Source organism: Citrobacter tructae (genome assembly GCF_004684345.1).
Lineage (GTDB): Bacteria > Pseudomonadota > Gammaproteobacteria > Enterobacterales > Enterobacteriaceae > Citrobacter > Citrobacter tructae.
Map to the genome: position 1 here is coordinate 974,729 of NZ_CP038469.1, position 15,757 is coordinate 990,485.

The window sequence follows — 15,757 nt, forward strand, 5'->3', positions numbered from 1 at the left end:
TCATCTTATTTTTTAAAGCAAAATAACAATCCCTACAAAACATATGGAATTGACTTTTATGAGACTTTTGTCACGCAAGGGTGCGATTGCAGCCTCTGTTTCAGCAATACTGGCTTCAGGTCTGTTGGCATCAGGCGCACACGCGGATAACGTGAAACTGAAGGCTACCAAAACGAACGTCGCATTTGCTGATTTTACCCCGACAGAATACAGTACCAAGGGAAAACCGAACGTCATTATTTTGACTATGGACGATCTGGGATACGGACAACTACCGTTTGACCAACGTTCTTTTGATCCAAAATCGATGGAAAACCGCGAGGTTGTAGATACCTATAAAATTGGCATTGATAAAGCGATAGAAGCTGCTAAAAACTCCACACCCACATTACTTTCATTAATGGATGAAGGTGTTCGTTTTACTAATGGATATGTTGCGCACGGTGTTTCTGGTCCATCACGCGCCGCTATTATGACTGGTCGTTCACCGGCCCGCTTTGGTGTTTATTCGAATACTGATGCGCAGGATGGTATTCCATTGAGTGAAACATTCTTGCCGGAACTGTTTCAAAATCATGGTTACTACACGGCGGCAATTGGTAAGTGGCATTTATCGAAAATAAGCAATGTTCCGGTTGCTGAAGATAAACAAACCCGGGATTATCACGATAACTACACCACATATTCGGCGGAGGAATGGCAACCACAAAACCGTGGTTTTAATTACTTTATGGGGTTCCACGCCGCCGGTGTCGCTTACTATAACTCACCGTCTCTTTTCCGCAACCGCGAGCATATTCCAGCCAAAGGCTATATCAGCGATCAACTGACCGATGAAGCAATTTCCACCATCGACAGAGCTAAGTCGTTGGATCAACCCTTTATGTTGTATCTTGCCTATAACGCACCACATCTGCCAAACGACCACCCGGCACCAGAGCAGTACCAAAAAATGTTTAATACTGGTAGCCCAACAGCAGATAACTATTACGCCGCTATTTACTCCGTGGACCAGGGCGTAAAACGGGTGCTGGAAAAACTCAAGGAAACGGGACAATACGACAACACAATTATTCTCTTTACCTCTGATAACGGTGCGGTTATTGATGGCCCTCTCCCATTAAATGGTGCTCAAAAAGGATATAAAAGTCAGACCTTTCCGGGAGGAACGCATACGCCAATGTTTATGTGGTGGAAAGGTAAACTGCATACCGGCAATTACGAAAAACTCATTTCCGCAATGGATTTCTACCCTACCGTCCTGGATGCAGCAAAAATTACGATCCCGCAAAATCTGAAACTTGATGGCACATCGCTGTTACCTTATTTGACACAAAAAAATGGCAGCGAACCGCATAAATATTTGACCTGGGTAACATCCTATTCTCACTGGTTTGACGAGAAAAACATACCGTTCTGGGACAATTATCATAAATATGTCCGCAAACAATCCAATGACTATCCGAATAACCCGAATACCGAAGATCTAAGTCAGTTTTCATATACAGTACGCAGTAATGACTATTCTCTGGTCTATACCTTCGAAAATAAACAATTGGGGTTGTATAAATTAACTGATTTACAGCAAAAGGATAATCTGGCTGCACAACAGCCTGATGTGGTCAAAAACATGCAGGTTGCAGTGAAAGAATTTATTAAGCAGAGCAAACCACCGTTGAGTCAGATTAACCAGGATAAATTCAACAATATTAAAAACGCGCTGAACAGTGAACAATAATCAATAAGTTGTACTCACGGCGGCAGGTGACTTCCTGCCGCCTTAATTTTCAGAGAAAAATTATGCATATCACTGCCAAACCAACCAGTTATCAATGTAATCTTAAATGTGACTACTGTTTCTACCTCGAGAAAGAGGCGCAGTTTTCCCATCATGCACACATGGATGAGCTCACGCTGAAAAATTTCATCGAGAACTACATCAACGCAGGCGGAAAGGAGGTGTATTTTACCTGGCAAGGCGGCGAACCAACGCTGGCCGGACTCAACCTCTTTCGTCAGGCGGTAACATGGCAGCAGCACTTTGCGGGCAAAAAGAAAATCCATAATGCCCTCCAGACGAACGGCATTCTGCTCAATGATGAATGGTGCCTGTTCCTCAAAGAACATGATTTTCTGGTAGGCATTTCTATTGATGGCCCGCAGGCATTACATGACCAGTATCGTCTGACGCGTTCGGGAAAAGGGACATTTGACAAAGTCATGTCCGCAATTAATTTATTGAAAAAACATTGCATTGCATTCAATACATTGACAGTTGTCAACAACAGTAATGCCCATCACCCTCTCGAGGTCTATCGTTTTTTGAAGTCGATTGGTAGTCAACACATGCAATTTATTGAGCTGCTGGAAACCAGTGAGCCTAATATCAATTTTAACGCCCCAGCAGATACGTTTCATCTTATTGATTTTTCTGTACTACCTTCTGATTACGGTCGTTTTATGTCGGCTATTTTTACTGAATGGGTTAAAGAGGATATCGGCAAGGTATTTGTCCGCCAGTTTGAGAGCACCATTAGTCGTGTGCTTGGTAACGGGCATACCAGCTGTATATTCCAGGCATCATGCCGCAATAATTTTGTTCTAGAGTCTAACGGCGACATCTATGAATGCGACCATTTCGTCTGGCCTGAATTTAAGGTAGGAAACATTGCAAACGCAGAGCTATCTTTACTGGAGAGTTCACGTCTGAGCGCGCAAAAGCAGGTATTGGCAAACGAGTGCCGAGAATGTGTCTACAAGCCGTTGTGCAATGGCGGTTGCCCGAAACACAGAATTACCAGGGGTACAGAGGCCAGGATTTCCTATTTTTGCCAGGGCTATCAGATGATGTTTGCCACCATGGTGCCTTACCTGAATGCGTTTGTAGAACTAGCCCGACATAATGTCCCTTTGGACTACATCATGTCGATTAATGACAAAATAGCATCATCAAATGGCTGAAACTTCACCCTACTAATCAGCGCGAGGCATCCCCATGAGTCATTTTCGTCCTGTTGAATTACACCATGCCAGTCGGCTGTTAAATCACGGCCCAACGGTTTTGATAACCAGCCGTGATGAAAATACGCAGCGGCGGAATGTGATGGCGGCGGCGTGGTCAATGCCTGTTGAGTTTGAACCGCCTCGCATTGCCATCGTGGTGGATAAGACGGCCTGGTCGCGCGAGTTAATTGAGCGTAGCGGCATGTTTGGCATTGTTATCCCCGGCGTTGCGGCAACCAACTGGACCTACGCGGTGGGCAGCGTATCAGGTCGTGTGGAAGATAAATTCAACTGCTACGGTATTCCGGTAGTCAAAGGTCCGGTGCTGGGCTTACCTCTGATAGAGGCCAAATGCCTGGCGTGGATGGAATGTCGACTGTTGCCTGCTACATCCGCGCAGGAGAAATATGACACCTTGTTCGGCCAGGTCGTTTCCGCCGCGGCGGACGAACGTGTCTTTGTCGACGGCCGCTGGCAGTTTGATGATGACAAATTCAACACCTTGCATCACCTCGGCGCGGGTACATTTATTACCAGTGGTAAGCGTATCACTGCAGGTAAGTGATGGCTCCGAACGGGTGACAGCCCCCTGTCATCCCACACTTTCTTCTTAAAACTTCCAAAAAAACAACTGGATAAAAAAGTCTTCCTCGCCTTGCTGATTCATTCACGTGAATTATAGTTAAGTTTGCTTTAACACAAATATCCATCCAAACGCTACCCGTAAACACTGCACTTCCTGAATTCTCAGAGAGGTTTTACGATGCAACTGAATAGAATCGCACAAAGTTTACTACTTGCTGGGTTATTAACATCTTTTGCTATTCCCGTTATGGCAGCTGAAGCGCCAAAAGACGCAACCGCCGCCACACAACAAGCCAACAATGCGCTTTACAATCAATTGCCGTTCTCCGATAACACCGACTTTACCGACGCCCATAAAGGCTTTATCGCCCCTATTCCTCAGGACGTAATCAAAGGTGAGCAAGGTAACGTTGTCTGGAATCCGCAACAGTACGCCTTTATTAAAGAAGGTGACAAGTCACCGGATTCGGTGAACCCAAGTCTGTGGCGTCAGGCTCAGTTAATCAACATCAGCGGCCTGTTTGAAGTGACGGATGGCGTCTATCAGATCCGCAACCTCGATCTGTCAAACATGACCATTATCGAAGGTAAAGAAGGCATCACCGTTGTGGATCCGCTGGTCTCGGCAGAAACGGCCAAAGTAGGTATGGATCTCTACTTTAAAAATCGGGGCAACAAACCGGTTGTTGCAGTGATTTACACCCACAGTCACGTTGACCATTACGGCGGCGTGCGCGGCGTCGTTGATGAAGCCGATGTGAAAGCAGGCAAAGTTAAGATTTATGCGCCAGCCGGTTTTATGGAAGCTGCGGTGGCAGAAAACATAATGGCCGGTAACGTCATGAGCCGCCGCGCCAGCTATATGTATGGCAACCTGCTCAAACCGGATGCCAAAGGCCAGGTCGGCGCCGGCCTGGGAACCACAACCTCTGCGGGTACGGTTACCCTGATTGCTCCCACCAATATCATTGAGAAAGATGGGCAAAAAGAGGTTATTGACGGTCTGACCTATGACTTCATGCTGGCGCCAGGTTCTGAAGCGCCGTCAGAAATGTTGTGGTACATCGAAGAGAAAAAGCTGATTGAATCTGCCGAAGATGTCACCCATACCCTGCACAATACCTACTCGCTACGCGGTGCCAAAATCCGTGAGCCGCTGCCGTGGTCCAAATACATTAACGAAGCGATTGTGCGCTGGGGTGATAAAGCAGAAATCCTGATGGCGCAACACCACTGGCCAACCTGGGGTAACGACAAAGTCGTTAATTTGCTGAAAAGCCAGCGTGACTTGTACCGTTACATCAACGACCAGACGCTGCGCATGGCCAACGAAGGTCTGACTCGCGATGAAATTGCGGCTAACTTTAAGCTGCCGGACTCGCTGGCACATACTTGGGCCAACCGTGGGTACTATGGTTCCGTCAGTCACGATGTGAAAGCTACCTATGTGTTGTATCTCGGCTGGTTTGACGGCAACCCGGCAACGCTGGATGAACTGCCGCCGGAAGAAGCCGCGAAGAAATTCGTCGACTATATGGGCGGTGCAGATGCCATTCTGCAAAAAGCGAAAGCGGACTATGACCAGGGTAACTACCGCTGGGTAGCGCAGGTCGTGAGCAAAGTGGTGTTTGCCGATCCGAACAACCAGGCCGCGCGTAATCTGGAAGCTGATGCGCTGGAGCAATTAGGATACCAGGCTGAATCCGGGCCGTGGCGTAACTTCTATCTCACCGGCGCACAAGAGTTGCGTAACGGCGTGGTCAAAGGGCCAACCCCGAATACCGCCAGTCCAGATACCGTCCGGGCGATGACGCCAGAAATGTTCTTTGACTATCTGGCGGTGCATATTAACGGGCAAAAAGCCGGCGATACGAAATCGGTGTTCAACATCGACCTTGGCAGCGACGGTGGTAAATATAAGCTTGAACTGGAGAATGGCGTACTGAACCATACTGCCAATGCCGAAGCGAAAGATGCTGACGCTACTATCACACTGAATCGCGATACGTTGAATAAAATCATCCTTAAGGAAGTGACGCTGAAACAGGCGCAGGACAGTGGCGATGTGAAGATTACCGGCGACGGAGCCAAACTCGACACCATGCTTGGCTATATGGATAAGTTCGAATTCTGGTTCAATATCGTTACCCCGTAAACACAACGAAAACGGGCGGATTTCCCGCCCCTTTTCTCTCACATGCTGTAACCCGGTTTTTTAATCAGCGCATCCATCTGCGGTGCGATTTCCGCGTCCCATACCACCTGCCAGTCATCCGGCTCAACTTCATTCAGCGCGATGCTCACCGAGCTGTCTTTACTGTGTAGATGGCGAATGATCACCTCAGTAATATCCGCCGCCAGCGCGGATTTTTGATCGTCATTTAGATCGCGAGGAAAACATTTGATATCAACGTGCGGCATAGCTGGTTCCTTATTGTTCGGTGATGCAGGTCATTTATGCGGGATCTTATCCGACATCATTTTGCTCAAATAATCTTATTATTTTTCAGGACGGTACGCATCCGTGGTATTTGACAAACCGCATCAGCGATAGCACTGATATTGGGCGTATTGTCCTGAAACCAGTCATGTCCCGGTCCCCAGGTACGCATAACTGTCAGGTAAACATCCAGCAGCGTTAGCTGCTCGCCGAAAGCGTATGGCTCGGCGCTTAGCTGGTCGTTTAACCACAAATAGAGTGATTTTCGGTACTCAATTACGTTTTTTTTCAATTGCGTCGCGGCATCCGGCGCCCAACGGTCGGGATAGTCGGCATAGGTGAATGTAGGATAGACATTTGCCACCAGCCAAACCAGCAGACGCTGAAATTGCTGACGCTCCGGGCGACCAACTGGCGGTGCAAGATTGGGACGGCGATCGAGAATCATCAGCGCGATGGCTGCTGTTTCCGTCATGATTTCGCCATTTTCCAGTACCAGTGTTGGAACCTGGCACAGTGGATTCATTTTTTTTAGCAACTCCCGCGAAGATCCATCGCTATCAAAACCATCCACATTAACAAAGCTGTAAGGGATTTCCGCCAGTGTGAGCATAACTTCACTGATGGCCGATCCCCAGCCAGGCACCCCATAAACGTTAATCATGCTGCAACCCTCAATGTTAAAACCCTAAGTGTAGAGCAGCATTCGACAGCCTATGCAGACATGACTATTACTCCCACAATAACAATATAGTCAGATACAATTATCGTTTGAACGGATACCCGGACAGGCGTCATCTCGCGCCCCGCGTTCGGATGTTTATTGACTGGCTGTGTGAGCTTTTTATCCAGCAAAAACCGCGGCTTCGGGGACTATTACAATTTGAATAACAGTGAAGTTCCGCAACAGCAGTTTTTCATCCTGATCTCAGCCGTTAAATTGTGCAGACCCAATACAGAACAATTTACAGAGGGTGGGTAAAATCGTCGTCACCCTGTAATCCCTGTGCGGCACAGCCTTGTGCCGCACATTATCGTTACAGCACTTTCGACAAGAACTGCTGTGTTCGCGTATGACGCGGATGATTCAATACCTGCTCGCTGCTCCCCTGTTCGACGATTTTTCCATCGACCATAAACACTACCTGATCTGCCACTTCCCGGGCAAAACCAATCTCGTGCGTCACCACCACCAACGTCGTGCCGGACTTTGCCAGCGTCTTTATGACATCCAGCACTTCGCCCACCAGTTCAGGATCAAGCGCGGAAGTCGGTTCATCAAACAGCATCACGCGTGGATTTAACGCCAGCGCACGAGCGATGGCAATACGCTGCTGCTGCCCGCCGGATAGGTGACGCGACCAGGCATCGGCTTTATTACGCAGCCCAACCGCATCAAGCAGAGTTAATGCCCGCTCGGTAGCGGCTTTACGCGATGCCAGCCCGTGGGCAATGGGCGCTTCAATCAGATTTTCCAGGACCGTTAAATGCGGGAACAAATTAAAGTTCTGAAATACATAGCCCACGTTGACGCGCTGGCGCAGGATTTCCGCCTCTTTCAGTTCATACAACTTGTCACCCTGACGACGATAGCCAATGTAATCGCCATCAATCTGAATAAAGCCCTCATCAACGCGCTCAAGATGGTTGATGGCCCGCAGTAATGTTGATTTCCCCGACCCCGATGGCCCGAGAATAACCGTCACCGTACCAGGTGGGATCTCCAGCGACACGTCATCCAGCGCTTTATGGCGACCGAAGTACTTGCTGACGCCGGTAATGGAAATATGGCCTTCAGGCGAGTGGGACATGGGCGGCCTCCTGCGGCGAAATTTGACGACTACGTTTAACTGCGCGACTCACCCGGGCGGTATTGATGGCTGAACGTCGTTCGCTGCGGGCCAGCGCACGTTCAACCAGATGCTGAATGAGCGACAGGACGCTGGTGATCACCAGATACCACACTGCCCCCACCATCAGCAGTGGGATCACCTCCTGCGTGCGGTTGTAGATCATCTGGATGGTGTAAAACAGTTCCGGCATCGCCAGCACATAAACCATCGCAGTGCCTTTCGCCAGACTGATAATTTCATTGAACCCGGCAGGCAAAATGGTGCGCAACGCCTGCGGCAGGATAATGCGCAGCGTGCGTCGCCAGGCAGGTAAACCCAGCGCGGCCGCAGCCTCGTACTGACCGTGGTCAACCCCGAGAAATCCTCCGCGAATAATTTCAGCGGTATAGGCGCTTTGCACCAGCGTCAGGCCAACTACCGCAGTGGAAAACTGACCCAATACATTGATTGTCGCAAAGCTACCCCACTGAACGCTGGTGAACGGGATGCCAATCGCCAGCGTGTCGTACAGATACGAGAAGTTATACAAAATGATCAGCACCACAATCAGCGGCAGCGAGCGAAACAGCCAGATGTATCCCCATGCCAGGCTATTCAACAACCAAGACGATGAAAGCCGGGCCAGCGCCAACAGACCGCCGAACACTACACTCAGCAGCGTGCCGATGAGAGTCAGCAGCAACGTTTGCCCAAGTCCGGACAAAATCACCGGATCGAAGAACCAGCGGGCAAACACGCCCCACTCCCAGCGCGGATTAAACGCCACCGACTGGATAATCACCGCCAGTACAAACAGCGCAACGATCGCACCTGCCGTACGCAGCGGATAGCGTGCCGGGACGACTTTGATAGTTTCCGTCGTTTTCATCTTTTCTCCTCAGGCAATTTTTGCCTGACCTGCGACAGTCAACAGTTTGGTAAAGCGCAGCCGTCCGTCGAACGGGGACTGGCTGTACTCTTCGGGATCCCGCGCAATATCAAACTGCGGGTCGTAGCCCTGACTTAAGTACAGCTTGACCGCCTCCGGCTGACGAAAACCGGTGGTCAGGTAGATACGGCTGTAGCCTGCCAGTAGCGCCCGCCGCTCCAGTTCCTGTACCACGCGTGCCGCCAGCCCCTGCTTACGCAGGGTGCTTTGGGTCCAGATACGTTTAATCTCAGCCGTGTTCTGGTCATAAGGTTTGTAGGCCCCAGTGGCGATAATCTTGCCGTCGCGCTCCAGCACCACAAAGATTCCCTGCGGCGCCAGATACCATTCCGTCAGCTCAATTTCAGCATCACGGGAAAAATAATCACCGTAACGCGCGGAATATTCACCAAACAGTCCGTTAAGGATTGGCTGCAGCTCTGCCGCTTCAGGTGAGACCACGCGGAATTGATCGCTCACGTTGCCCCCTTAGTCGCCTAAACCGGCCGGATTGATTTCAGATTGCGAAATGCGCTCTACGCCTTCGCCCCAGCGGTTCAGGACTTTGTCATAGTTGCCATTACCAATCACGCCGTTGAGCGCAGTTTGTACCGGCTGCACCAGACCGCTGTCTTTTTTCAGCGTCACAGCGATATGCGCCGCTTTTGGCCAGCCGCCATCGACGCTACCCACCAGTTGTGTTTTGCCGTTCAACGCCGCTTTCCAGGCACCGATGACATTAGGGCCAAAATACGCGTCGGCGCGACCTGACTGCAGCGCCAGCGTCTGGGCGGCATCATCTTTGGTATAGACTGGCGTAAATGCGGGCAATCCTTTCTTCAGGTTCTCTTCGTTCCACGCCAGCAGAATGGCTTCCTGGTTAGTCCCGGAACCGACAATAATGCGCAGCCCGGCGATATCTTTTGCCTGTTCAATTTTGGTCAGCTTACTGCCGGTTTTGACGTAAAAGCCGAGTGAATCCTTACGATAAGTCGCGAAGTCGAACTTTTCTTTACGCGCTTTAGTGACGGTAATATTGCTGATCGCGGCATCATATTTGCCAGAAGCCACGCCAAGCGGCCAGTCCTCCCATGAGGTGGGCACCACGTTCAACTCAAGCCCCAGGCTGTCGGCTACCAGGCGGGCAATATCCGCCTCACTGCCGATCAGCGTTTTATTATCATCGGCAAACACGGTCAGCGGCGGCTGGCTAAGTCCGGCAATCGCCACCGTGAACTTACCCGGTACGGCCAGGTGCAGGTTGGCGGGCAACTGTGCGATCGCCTGCGGGTTTTTCGCCGTGTTGATCGGCGTTTTATTGGCCTCGAGGCTCACGCCCGTGCCGTTGATGGTGACGTCATTTGCCCAGACGGTAGCGCTAAAAGCCAGTGACAGCGCCAGGAGTAATGATTTTTTCTGCATAGCGTTCTCTCTTATTGTGTGAATTGATTTGCAGGTGTCGCTAAACCCAGGCTTGCGCGCAGGGTTGTGCCGGGGTATTCAAGACGGAACAAACCGCGCGCCTGAAGCAGCGGAATAACCTGTTCGACAAAACGCGCAAAGGTGTCCGGCGTTCCGCCCTGAATGATAAATCCGTCTGCGGCTCTCTCGTCGAACCACTGCTGTAAGCCGTCGGCCACCTGCTCCGGCGTGCCGCTAAAACGCGGACGCGGGCTGGCAGCCTCCAGCGCCACCTGACGTAGCGTTAATCCCCGCTCACGCGCATTGCGCTTGATTTCATCGGTGGTGCTGCGAAAACTATTTTGTCCGAGGTCGCCAATATCCGGGAACGGCGCATCCAATGGATACTGGGCAAAATCATGATGTTCAAAATAGCGTCCAAGGTAGTTCAGCGCGTCGGTTATGGAGACCAGCGCGGCGGTAGTTTGATATTGCTGTTCAACGTCCTCTTCGCTGTCCCCCACAATGACGCTGACGCCCTGGAAAATATGCAGTTGATCGGGTTGTCGCCCGGCGATTTCGAGCTGACTTTTTACATCCTGATAAAACGCTTTGGCTTCTGCCAGCGACTCCTGATGGGTAAAAATAGCGTCAGCATGCCGCGCCGCTAATTTTTTGCCATCCTCAGATGCCCCAGCCTGAAATATAATTGGTCGTCCCTGCGGTGTACGGCCAATATTTAAGGGACCGGCGACCTGAAAATAATCGCCATGATGATTGAGCGTGTGCAGTTTCTGCGGGTTAAAGAATTCACCGCTCGCTTTATTACGGGTAAACGCATCGTCTTCCCAGGAATCCCACAGGCCTTTCACCACCTGCAAATATTCATCGGCAATGCGGTAGCGCTGAGCATGTTCCGGGTGCTGTGCCCGCGAATAATTTTTTGCCGAGCCTTCCAGCGGCGATGTCACCACGTTCCATCCGGCGCGCCCCTGGCTGAGATGATCCAAGCTGGCGAACTGCCGTGCGGTAGTAAACGGCTCGCTGTATGACGTCGAGACCGTGCCCACCAGTCCCAGATTTTTGGTTATACTCGCCAGTGCCGATAGTACCGTGAGCGGTTCAAAACGATTTAAAAAATGCGGAATGGATTTCTCATTGATATACAAACCATCGGCAACAAAAATAAAATCAAGCTTGCCTGCTTCGGCAATTAACACGGTATCTTTGACAAATTCAAAATTAATACTGGCGTCGGCAATCGCTGCCGGATGACGCCATGCAGACATATTTCCCGATGCACCATGCAGAATAGTACCGAGCCGTAGCTGCCGATTTTTAGCCATAATAACCCCTACCCAACAGGTAAACTTAAATGTGTGCGAATGCCGTTTTTGCTAAATGTGCAAAGTAATGCGCGGCGGGTTCAATTAAACGTTCGTCCGGATTAAATCCCGGATGATGTAATCCATATTCACTGGCGCTGCCAATACTGACAAATGCGCCGGGCGTATTTTGCAAATAGACGGCAAAGTCTTCTCCGCCCATATGCAGGTCGGCATAGTGCGTGGTGTAACCGGACTTTTTTGCCACATCGGTGGCAATCTCTGCCCAGCGTGAGTCATTCACCAGCGCCGTGGGGCCTGCATGCCAGATAACGTCAATTTGTGCGCCAAAGGCGTGAGCAAATCCGGCGGCAATATCGCTGACCCGCTTTTTGACCTGCTGCTGAACGGATGTTCGATGCGTCCTGAGCGTCCCTTCCAGCTCGACGGTTTCTGGCAGCACGTTCCACGTGTTACCACCCTGAATGCGTGTGACGCTCAGCACTACCGAGTCCAGCGTGTTAACCTCCCGGCTGGCCACACCCTGCAACACCGTCACCAACTGGCTGGCAAGCAGGATGGCATCTTTGCCTTCGTGCGGTCGCGCGGCATGTGCGCCTTTGCCGTGGATGCGCAGCACAAAGCGATCAACGTTGGCATAGAATGCGCCGCCCCGCGTGGCAAACTCACCCACCGGTAAACCCGGCTCGTTGTGCATGCCGAAAATCGCCGCCACGTTTTGTAGCGCCCCGGCGCGGATTAACGTTTTCGCGCCACCAAAGTTTTCTTCTGCGGGCTGAAACAAAATGCGTACCCGCCCCGGTAATTCCGTTTCCTGCTGTTTCAACAACAGCGCCGCGCCGAGCATAACGCTGGTGTGAACGTCGTGTCCGCAGGCGTGCATCACTCCCGGTATCACGGAGCGAAACACAACATCAGCATTCTCTTCTATCGGCAAGGCGTCGATATCTGCCCGCAGGGCGATGACATCGTCCCCCTGACCCATTTCTACGACCAGACCCGTTTTCAGGTCGAACGGCAAAATGTTGACGTCAGCACCGCACAACCAGTCGCGGATACGCGCCGTGGTAGCCACTTCCTGCAGCGATAGTTCCGGATGCTGGTGCAGTTCACGGCGCCAGCCGATAAGCGTTGAGGCCAGTGACATTAGACCACCTCCACGACGCTATGGGCTTGCGCCAACAAACGTAACGATGTCAGACGCGCATGACCTTCCGCTACTGGGGTATCGATGATGAACTCATCAATGCCGTGTTCCGCGTGCAAGGTATGGAGTTTTGCCGCCACCTCCAGGGCAGTACCGTGCAACAGCGTCTGCGCACGACGGGCAATTTTTCGCGGCGCACTGCCCGCCTGTGCGGCGAATGCCAGCGCCTGCTCTTCGCTGGCGACCGTTACGCGTTGACCGTCCTCCAACTCAACGCCCCAGATTTGCACGTTCTCCGCCAGCTGAGCGGCGATCTCTGCACTGTGCGCCACAATGACCTGCACGGCGACAATCGTTGGGCGCGAACTGTTGGCTTGCCAGTATGTCAGAACATCGCGCAACAGAGCCGGGTCACCGTTCAGGTGCGCGGCAAAGATAAAGTTCCAGTCAGATTCTGCCGCCAGCTGTGCGCTTGCCACGCTGGCTCCCAGCACGAATCGTTGCGGCGGCGTAGGTGGGATCGGCGTTGGGAATACCGTTTTCCCGGTTTCTGTGCCGATTAATGCCAGCCAGCCGTTGAGCTGGGAAAGTTGCTCGGCAAAGCTACCCTTTTCATTTTGGTGAACACCCAGCTGAAGCGCCTGTGTTGACAGCGGTAAGCCACCGGGTGCTTTTCCAACGCCGAGATCAACGCGGCCGGGAGCCAGTGAAGCCAGGAGATTAAAGTTTTCCGCTACTTTGTACGGGCTGTAATGTTGCAGCATAACGCCACCAGACCCAACGCGAATACGTTGCGTTTGTCCGAGGATCCAGGCGATCACCAGTTCCGGAGATGGGCTGGCGAGCTGGGCCGTATTGTGATGTTCTGCTATCCAGAAACGGTGATATCCCCACGTTTCTGCCAGCTGTGCGAGGCGCAGCGTGCGGGCAAGCGCAATGGCGGCGGTTTCAGCTTCCCCTACGGGGCTTTTGTCGAGAATACTCAGGCGATATGACATGTTACAGGCCCATATTTATTAACATGTCATTATTATTAAGTTATCAAATAACCATACAGAAGCATTTAATTCACATTTGCTCAGCTAAAAAACAGCTAACCGACCCTGATTCTCGTGTGGCTAAGATCACACAATGACCGTCACACCAATCAGAAAAAATGTCTTGTATTCATTCCCTACAAAATATAATAGGCTTTCTGTTTATGCCAAAAAACCAGCAATATCATTTTTGGTTAGTTTTATTTTTGCGCACGCCATTTAAGATTAATTTAATTTAAGTCAGTTGAAATGACTACTCAGGTTATGCGTTTGTATTTATTGTTTCATATTTATGACCATTCACTAACGACACACAGTAAAAATTTTATTTTAAATACTTTCGCCGAACTGATGATTAGTAGAGAATGCAGCGTTTCTTATTAAAATGGTTTAAAACAGCTTTTTAATATTCCCTGGTGTTATTCCGGGGATTTTTTGTATGACTTATACATACCATCATGGGGCCTTTATGAAAAGTAACATGCCCGTTACACAAATTGAGCACACACTTAACGCTAAAGCGACGTTGCTGTCGACGACGGATAAAGAAAGCCATATAACCTATGCAAACTCCGCTTTTATCGACGCCAGCGGTTTTAATGAATCTCAGCTTATGGGCGAAGCGCATAATATTATTCGCCACCCTGATATGCCCTCTGCCGCCTTCGCCGACATGTGGCATACCCTACAACAGGGTGACAGTTGGACGGGGATGGTGAAAAACCGCCGACAAAATGGTGACCATTACTGGGTTCGCGCCAACGTCACGCCCGTCTGGCACCATGAGAAATTAACCGGCTATATCTCGGTGCGCACCGTGCCATCGCGGGAAGAAATAGCCCAGAGTGAGCAACTGTACGAAAAAATAAATAGCCAGCAATTTAAAGGGTTCCGACTGTTTAAAGGCATCGTTATTCGCCGTGGCGCAATGGCATGGGCCTCAATGTTTACATGGTTGAGCGTTAGTCAGCGCGTCAATTATGCTTTGGGAGTAGTGGCCCTGCTCTCCGTGTTATTAATATTCGCGCCGGTAAATTCATTTATTCAGGCAGGTGGTTTACTGGTATTGTTTTTATTATTGGCTATTTACCTTAAGTGCCAAATTTGTCAGCCAGTTAATACGCTGCTCAATCAAATGAAAAAAGTAGTCTCCGGGCGTAAACCCGAAAACTGTCATTTAAATCGCGTGGATGAAATCGGAATGCTGATGCGACTGGTTAATCAATCCGGACTGAATCTAAATTCTCTGGTGGATGATGTCAGTACACAAATCGCAGGGATCCGCGCGATCAGCCAACGGGTATCAAAAGAAGGCGTTGCGCTGCATACGCGTTCTGAAGAAACCTCCGCCGATTTGCAACAAACGGCTGCGGCCATTGAGGAAATCGGCAGTGCGGTGCTGCAAACCGCAGATACAGCCGCACAGACGATGTCGATGGCCGATAAGACCAGCGTCAATGCGACAGAAGGCGGCGATATCATGAAACAGACTATCGCCATGATGCAGGCTATCTCGCGGGATAACAGCCAGATCGTCGACATCATCGGCGTTATCGACAGTATCGCCTTTCAGACCAATATTCTGGCGCTGAATGCTGCCGTCGAAGCGGCGCGCGCAGGTGAGTCCGGGCGCGGTTTTGCCGTCGTAGCGGCAGAAGTGCGAAATCTGGCTCAGCACTCTGCATCGGCTGCCAAAGAGATCAAGCAGCTTATCGAAAAGAACGTCGCGAACGTTAATTCCGGCGTGAAAATGGTAGAGCAGACGGAAACACATCTCACGGGCATGATTGGTGATGTGTTACAGATGTCAATGATGATCAAAGACATAAGCCTCGCCACGCGGGAACAAACCCAGGCACTGGACCTGATCAATGACTCGATTTCGCGTGTAGGCACCATGACCCACAATAACGCCGAGATGGTGGAACGCGTCACTGACGCTACCGCCGATTTAACCCAGCGTTCCTCGCGACTGCAGCAGGCCGTTCAGGTCTTTGGCGTTTCGGCATAATACAAATCACCTCTTCTTGCTGGCCAG

Annotated in this window: 12 protein-coding genes and 1 pseudogene; 5 read left to right on the forward strand and 8 right to left on the reverse strand. The window is 50.7% G+C overall.

Annotation, left to right across the window (positions count from 1 at the left end; translation table 11 throughout):
- Nucleotides 1-58: 58 nt before the first annotated feature.
- The 4 genes from E4Z61_RS05210 to E4Z61_RS05225 all read left to right on the forward strand — a co-directional run bounded on the left by E4Z61_RS05210 (nucleotide 59) and on the right by E4Z61_RS05225 (nucleotide 5,743).
- The gene (locus tag E4Z61_RS05210; RefSeq protein ID WP_135321850.1) at nucleotides 59-1,738 is read left to right on the forward strand and encodes a sulfatase-like hydrolase/transferase; all 1,680 of its coding nucleotides are present in this window, start codon (nucleotides 59-61) and stop codon (nucleotides 1,736-1,738) included.
- Between the two features lie 62 nt (nucleotides 1,739-1,800).
- Nucleotides 1,801-2,961, forward strand: coding sequence for an anaerobic sulfatase maturase (locus tag E4Z61_RS05215; protein ID WP_135321851.1), 1,161 nt, complete (start codon nucleotides 1,801-1,803; stop codon nucleotides 2,959-2,961).
- A gap of 34 nt (nucleotides 2,962-2,995) precedes the next feature.
- On the forward strand, nucleotides 2,996-3,568 hold the full coding sequence (locus E4Z61_RS05220) for a flavin reductase family protein (RefSeq protein ID WP_135321852.1): 573 nt from the start codon (nucleotides 2,996-2,998) through the stop codon (nucleotides 3,566-3,568).
- Between the two features lie 198 nt (nucleotides 3,569-3,766).
- On the forward strand, nucleotides 3,767-5,743 hold the full coding sequence (locus E4Z61_RS05225) for an alkyl/aryl-sulfatase (protein ID WP_135321853.1): 1,977 nt from the start codon (nucleotides 3,767-3,769) through the stop codon (nucleotides 5,741-5,743).
- Between the two features lie 38 nt (nucleotides 5,744-5,781).
- Here the strand turns inward: E4Z61_RS05225 and pptA are convergent, their stop codons facing one another.
- The 8 genes and pseudogenes from pptA to E4Z61_RS05275 all read right to left on the reverse strand — a co-directional run bounded on the left by pptA (nucleotide 5,782) and on the right by E4Z61_RS05275 (nucleotide 13,680).
- A complete protein-coding gene (gene pptA, locus E4Z61_RS05230; RefSeq protein WP_135321854.1) occupies nucleotides 5,782-6,009 on the reverse strand; it encodes a tautomerase PptA in 228 nt (75 codons plus the stop codon).
- A gap of 65 nt (nucleotides 6,010-6,074) precedes the next feature.
- The gene (locus E4Z61_RS05235) at nucleotides 6,075-6,692 is read right to left on the reverse strand and encodes a glutathione S-transferase family protein (RefSeq protein WP_135321855.1); all 618 of its coding nucleotides are present in this window, start codon (nucleotides 6,690-6,692) and stop codon (nucleotides 6,075-6,077) included.
- A gap of 373 nt (nucleotides 6,693-7,065) precedes the next feature.
- Nucleotides 7,066-7,839 carry an amino acid ABC transporter ATP-binding protein gene (locus E4Z61_RS05245; protein ID WP_135321856.1) on the reverse strand — a complete coding sequence of 258 codons (774 nt, stop codon included), beginning with the start codon at nucleotides 7,837-7,839 and terminating at the stop codon, nucleotides 7,066-7,068.
- Complete coding sequence (locus tag E4Z61_RS05250) at nucleotides 7,823-8,749, reverse strand: amino acid ABC transporter permease (protein WP_135321857.1); 927 nt, start codon at nucleotides 8,747-8,749, stop codon at nucleotides 7,823-7,825. Before E4Z61_RS05250 ends, E4Z61_RS05245 begins: the two co-directional genes overlap by 17 nt.
- Nucleotides 8,750-8,758: 9 nt before the next feature.
- On the reverse strand, nucleotides 8,759-9,268 hold the full coding sequence (locus E4Z61_RS05255) for a GNAT family N-acetyltransferase (protein ID WP_135321858.1): 510 nt from the start codon (nucleotides 9,266-9,268) through the stop codon (nucleotides 8,759-8,761).
- 9 nt (nucleotides 9,269-9,277) lie between these two features.
- Nucleotides 9,278-11,535: pseudogene (locus E4Z61_RS24040) on the reverse strand (NtaA/DmoA family FMN-dependent monooxygenase).
- A 25-nt stretch (nucleotides 11,536-11,560) separates the two neighbouring features.
- Nucleotides 11,561-12,682, reverse strand: coding sequence for an amidohydrolase (locus tag E4Z61_RS05270; RefSeq protein ID WP_135321861.1), 1,122 nt, complete (start codon nucleotides 12,680-12,682; stop codon nucleotides 11,561-11,563).
- Complete coding sequence (locus E4Z61_RS05275) at nucleotides 12,682-13,680, reverse strand: MsnO8 family LLM class oxidoreductase (RefSeq protein WP_135321862.1); 999 nt, start codon at nucleotides 13,678-13,680, stop codon at nucleotides 12,682-12,684. The genes E4Z61_RS05270 and E4Z61_RS05275 overlap by 1 nt, the downstream gene beginning before the upstream one ends.
- Before the next feature lie 508 nt (nucleotides 13,681-14,188).
- On the opposite strand from E4Z61_RS05275, the gene E4Z61_RS05280 reads away from it, so the two are divergent.
- Nucleotides 14,189-15,730: a methyl-accepting chemotaxis protein gene (locus E4Z61_RS05280; protein WP_135321863.1), complete on the forward strand. Its 1,542-nt coding sequence runs from the start codon at nucleotides 14,189-14,191 to the stop codon at nucleotides 15,728-15,730.
- Nucleotides 15,731-15,757 lie beyond the last annotated feature (27 nt).

Excerpts from the sequence above, each read along its gene's own strand:
- E4Z61_RS05210 (WP_135321850.1), top strand. The coding sequence starts at position 59 with ATGAGACTTTTGTCACGCAAGGGTGCGATTGCAGCCTCTGTTTCAGCA.
- E4Z61_RS05215 (WP_135321851.1), top strand. The coding sequence starts at position 1,801 with ATGCATATCACTGCCAAACCAACCAGTTATCAATGTAATCTTAAATGT.
- E4Z61_RS05220 (WP_135321852.1), top strand. The coding sequence starts at position 2,996 with ATGAGTCATTTTCGTCCTGTTGAATTACACCATGCCAGTCGGCTGTTA.
- E4Z61_RS05225 (WP_135321853.1), top strand. The coding sequence starts at position 3,767 with ATGCAACTGAATAGAATCGCACAAAGTTTACTACTTGCTGGGTTATTA.
- pptA (WP_135321854.1), bottom strand. The coding sequence starts at position 6,009 with ATGCCGCACGTTGATATCAAATGTTTTCCTCGCGATCTAAATGACGAT.
- E4Z61_RS05235 (WP_135321855.1), bottom strand. The coding sequence starts at position 6,692 with ATGATTAACGTTTATGGGGTGCCTGGCTGGGGATCGGCCATCAGTGAA.
- E4Z61_RS05245 (WP_135321856.1), bottom strand. The coding sequence starts at position 7,839 with ATGTCCCACTCGCCTGAAGGCCATATTTCCATTACCGGCGTCAGCAAG.
- E4Z61_RS05250 (WP_135321857.1), bottom strand. The coding sequence starts at position 8,749 with ATGAAAACGACGGAAACTATCAAAGTCGTCCCGGCACGCTATCCGCTG.
- E4Z61_RS05270 (WP_135321861.1), bottom strand. The coding sequence starts at position 12,682 with ATGTCACTGGCCTCAACGCTTATCGGCTGGCGCCGTGAACTGCACCAG.
- E4Z61_RS05275 (WP_135321862.1), bottom strand. The coding sequence starts at position 13,680 with ATGTCATATCGCCTGAGTATTCTCGACAAAAGCCCCGTAGGGGAAGCT.
- E4Z61_RS05280 (WP_135321863.1), top strand. The coding sequence starts at position 14,189 with ATGAAAAGTAACATGCCCGTTACACAAATTGAGCACACACTTAACGCT.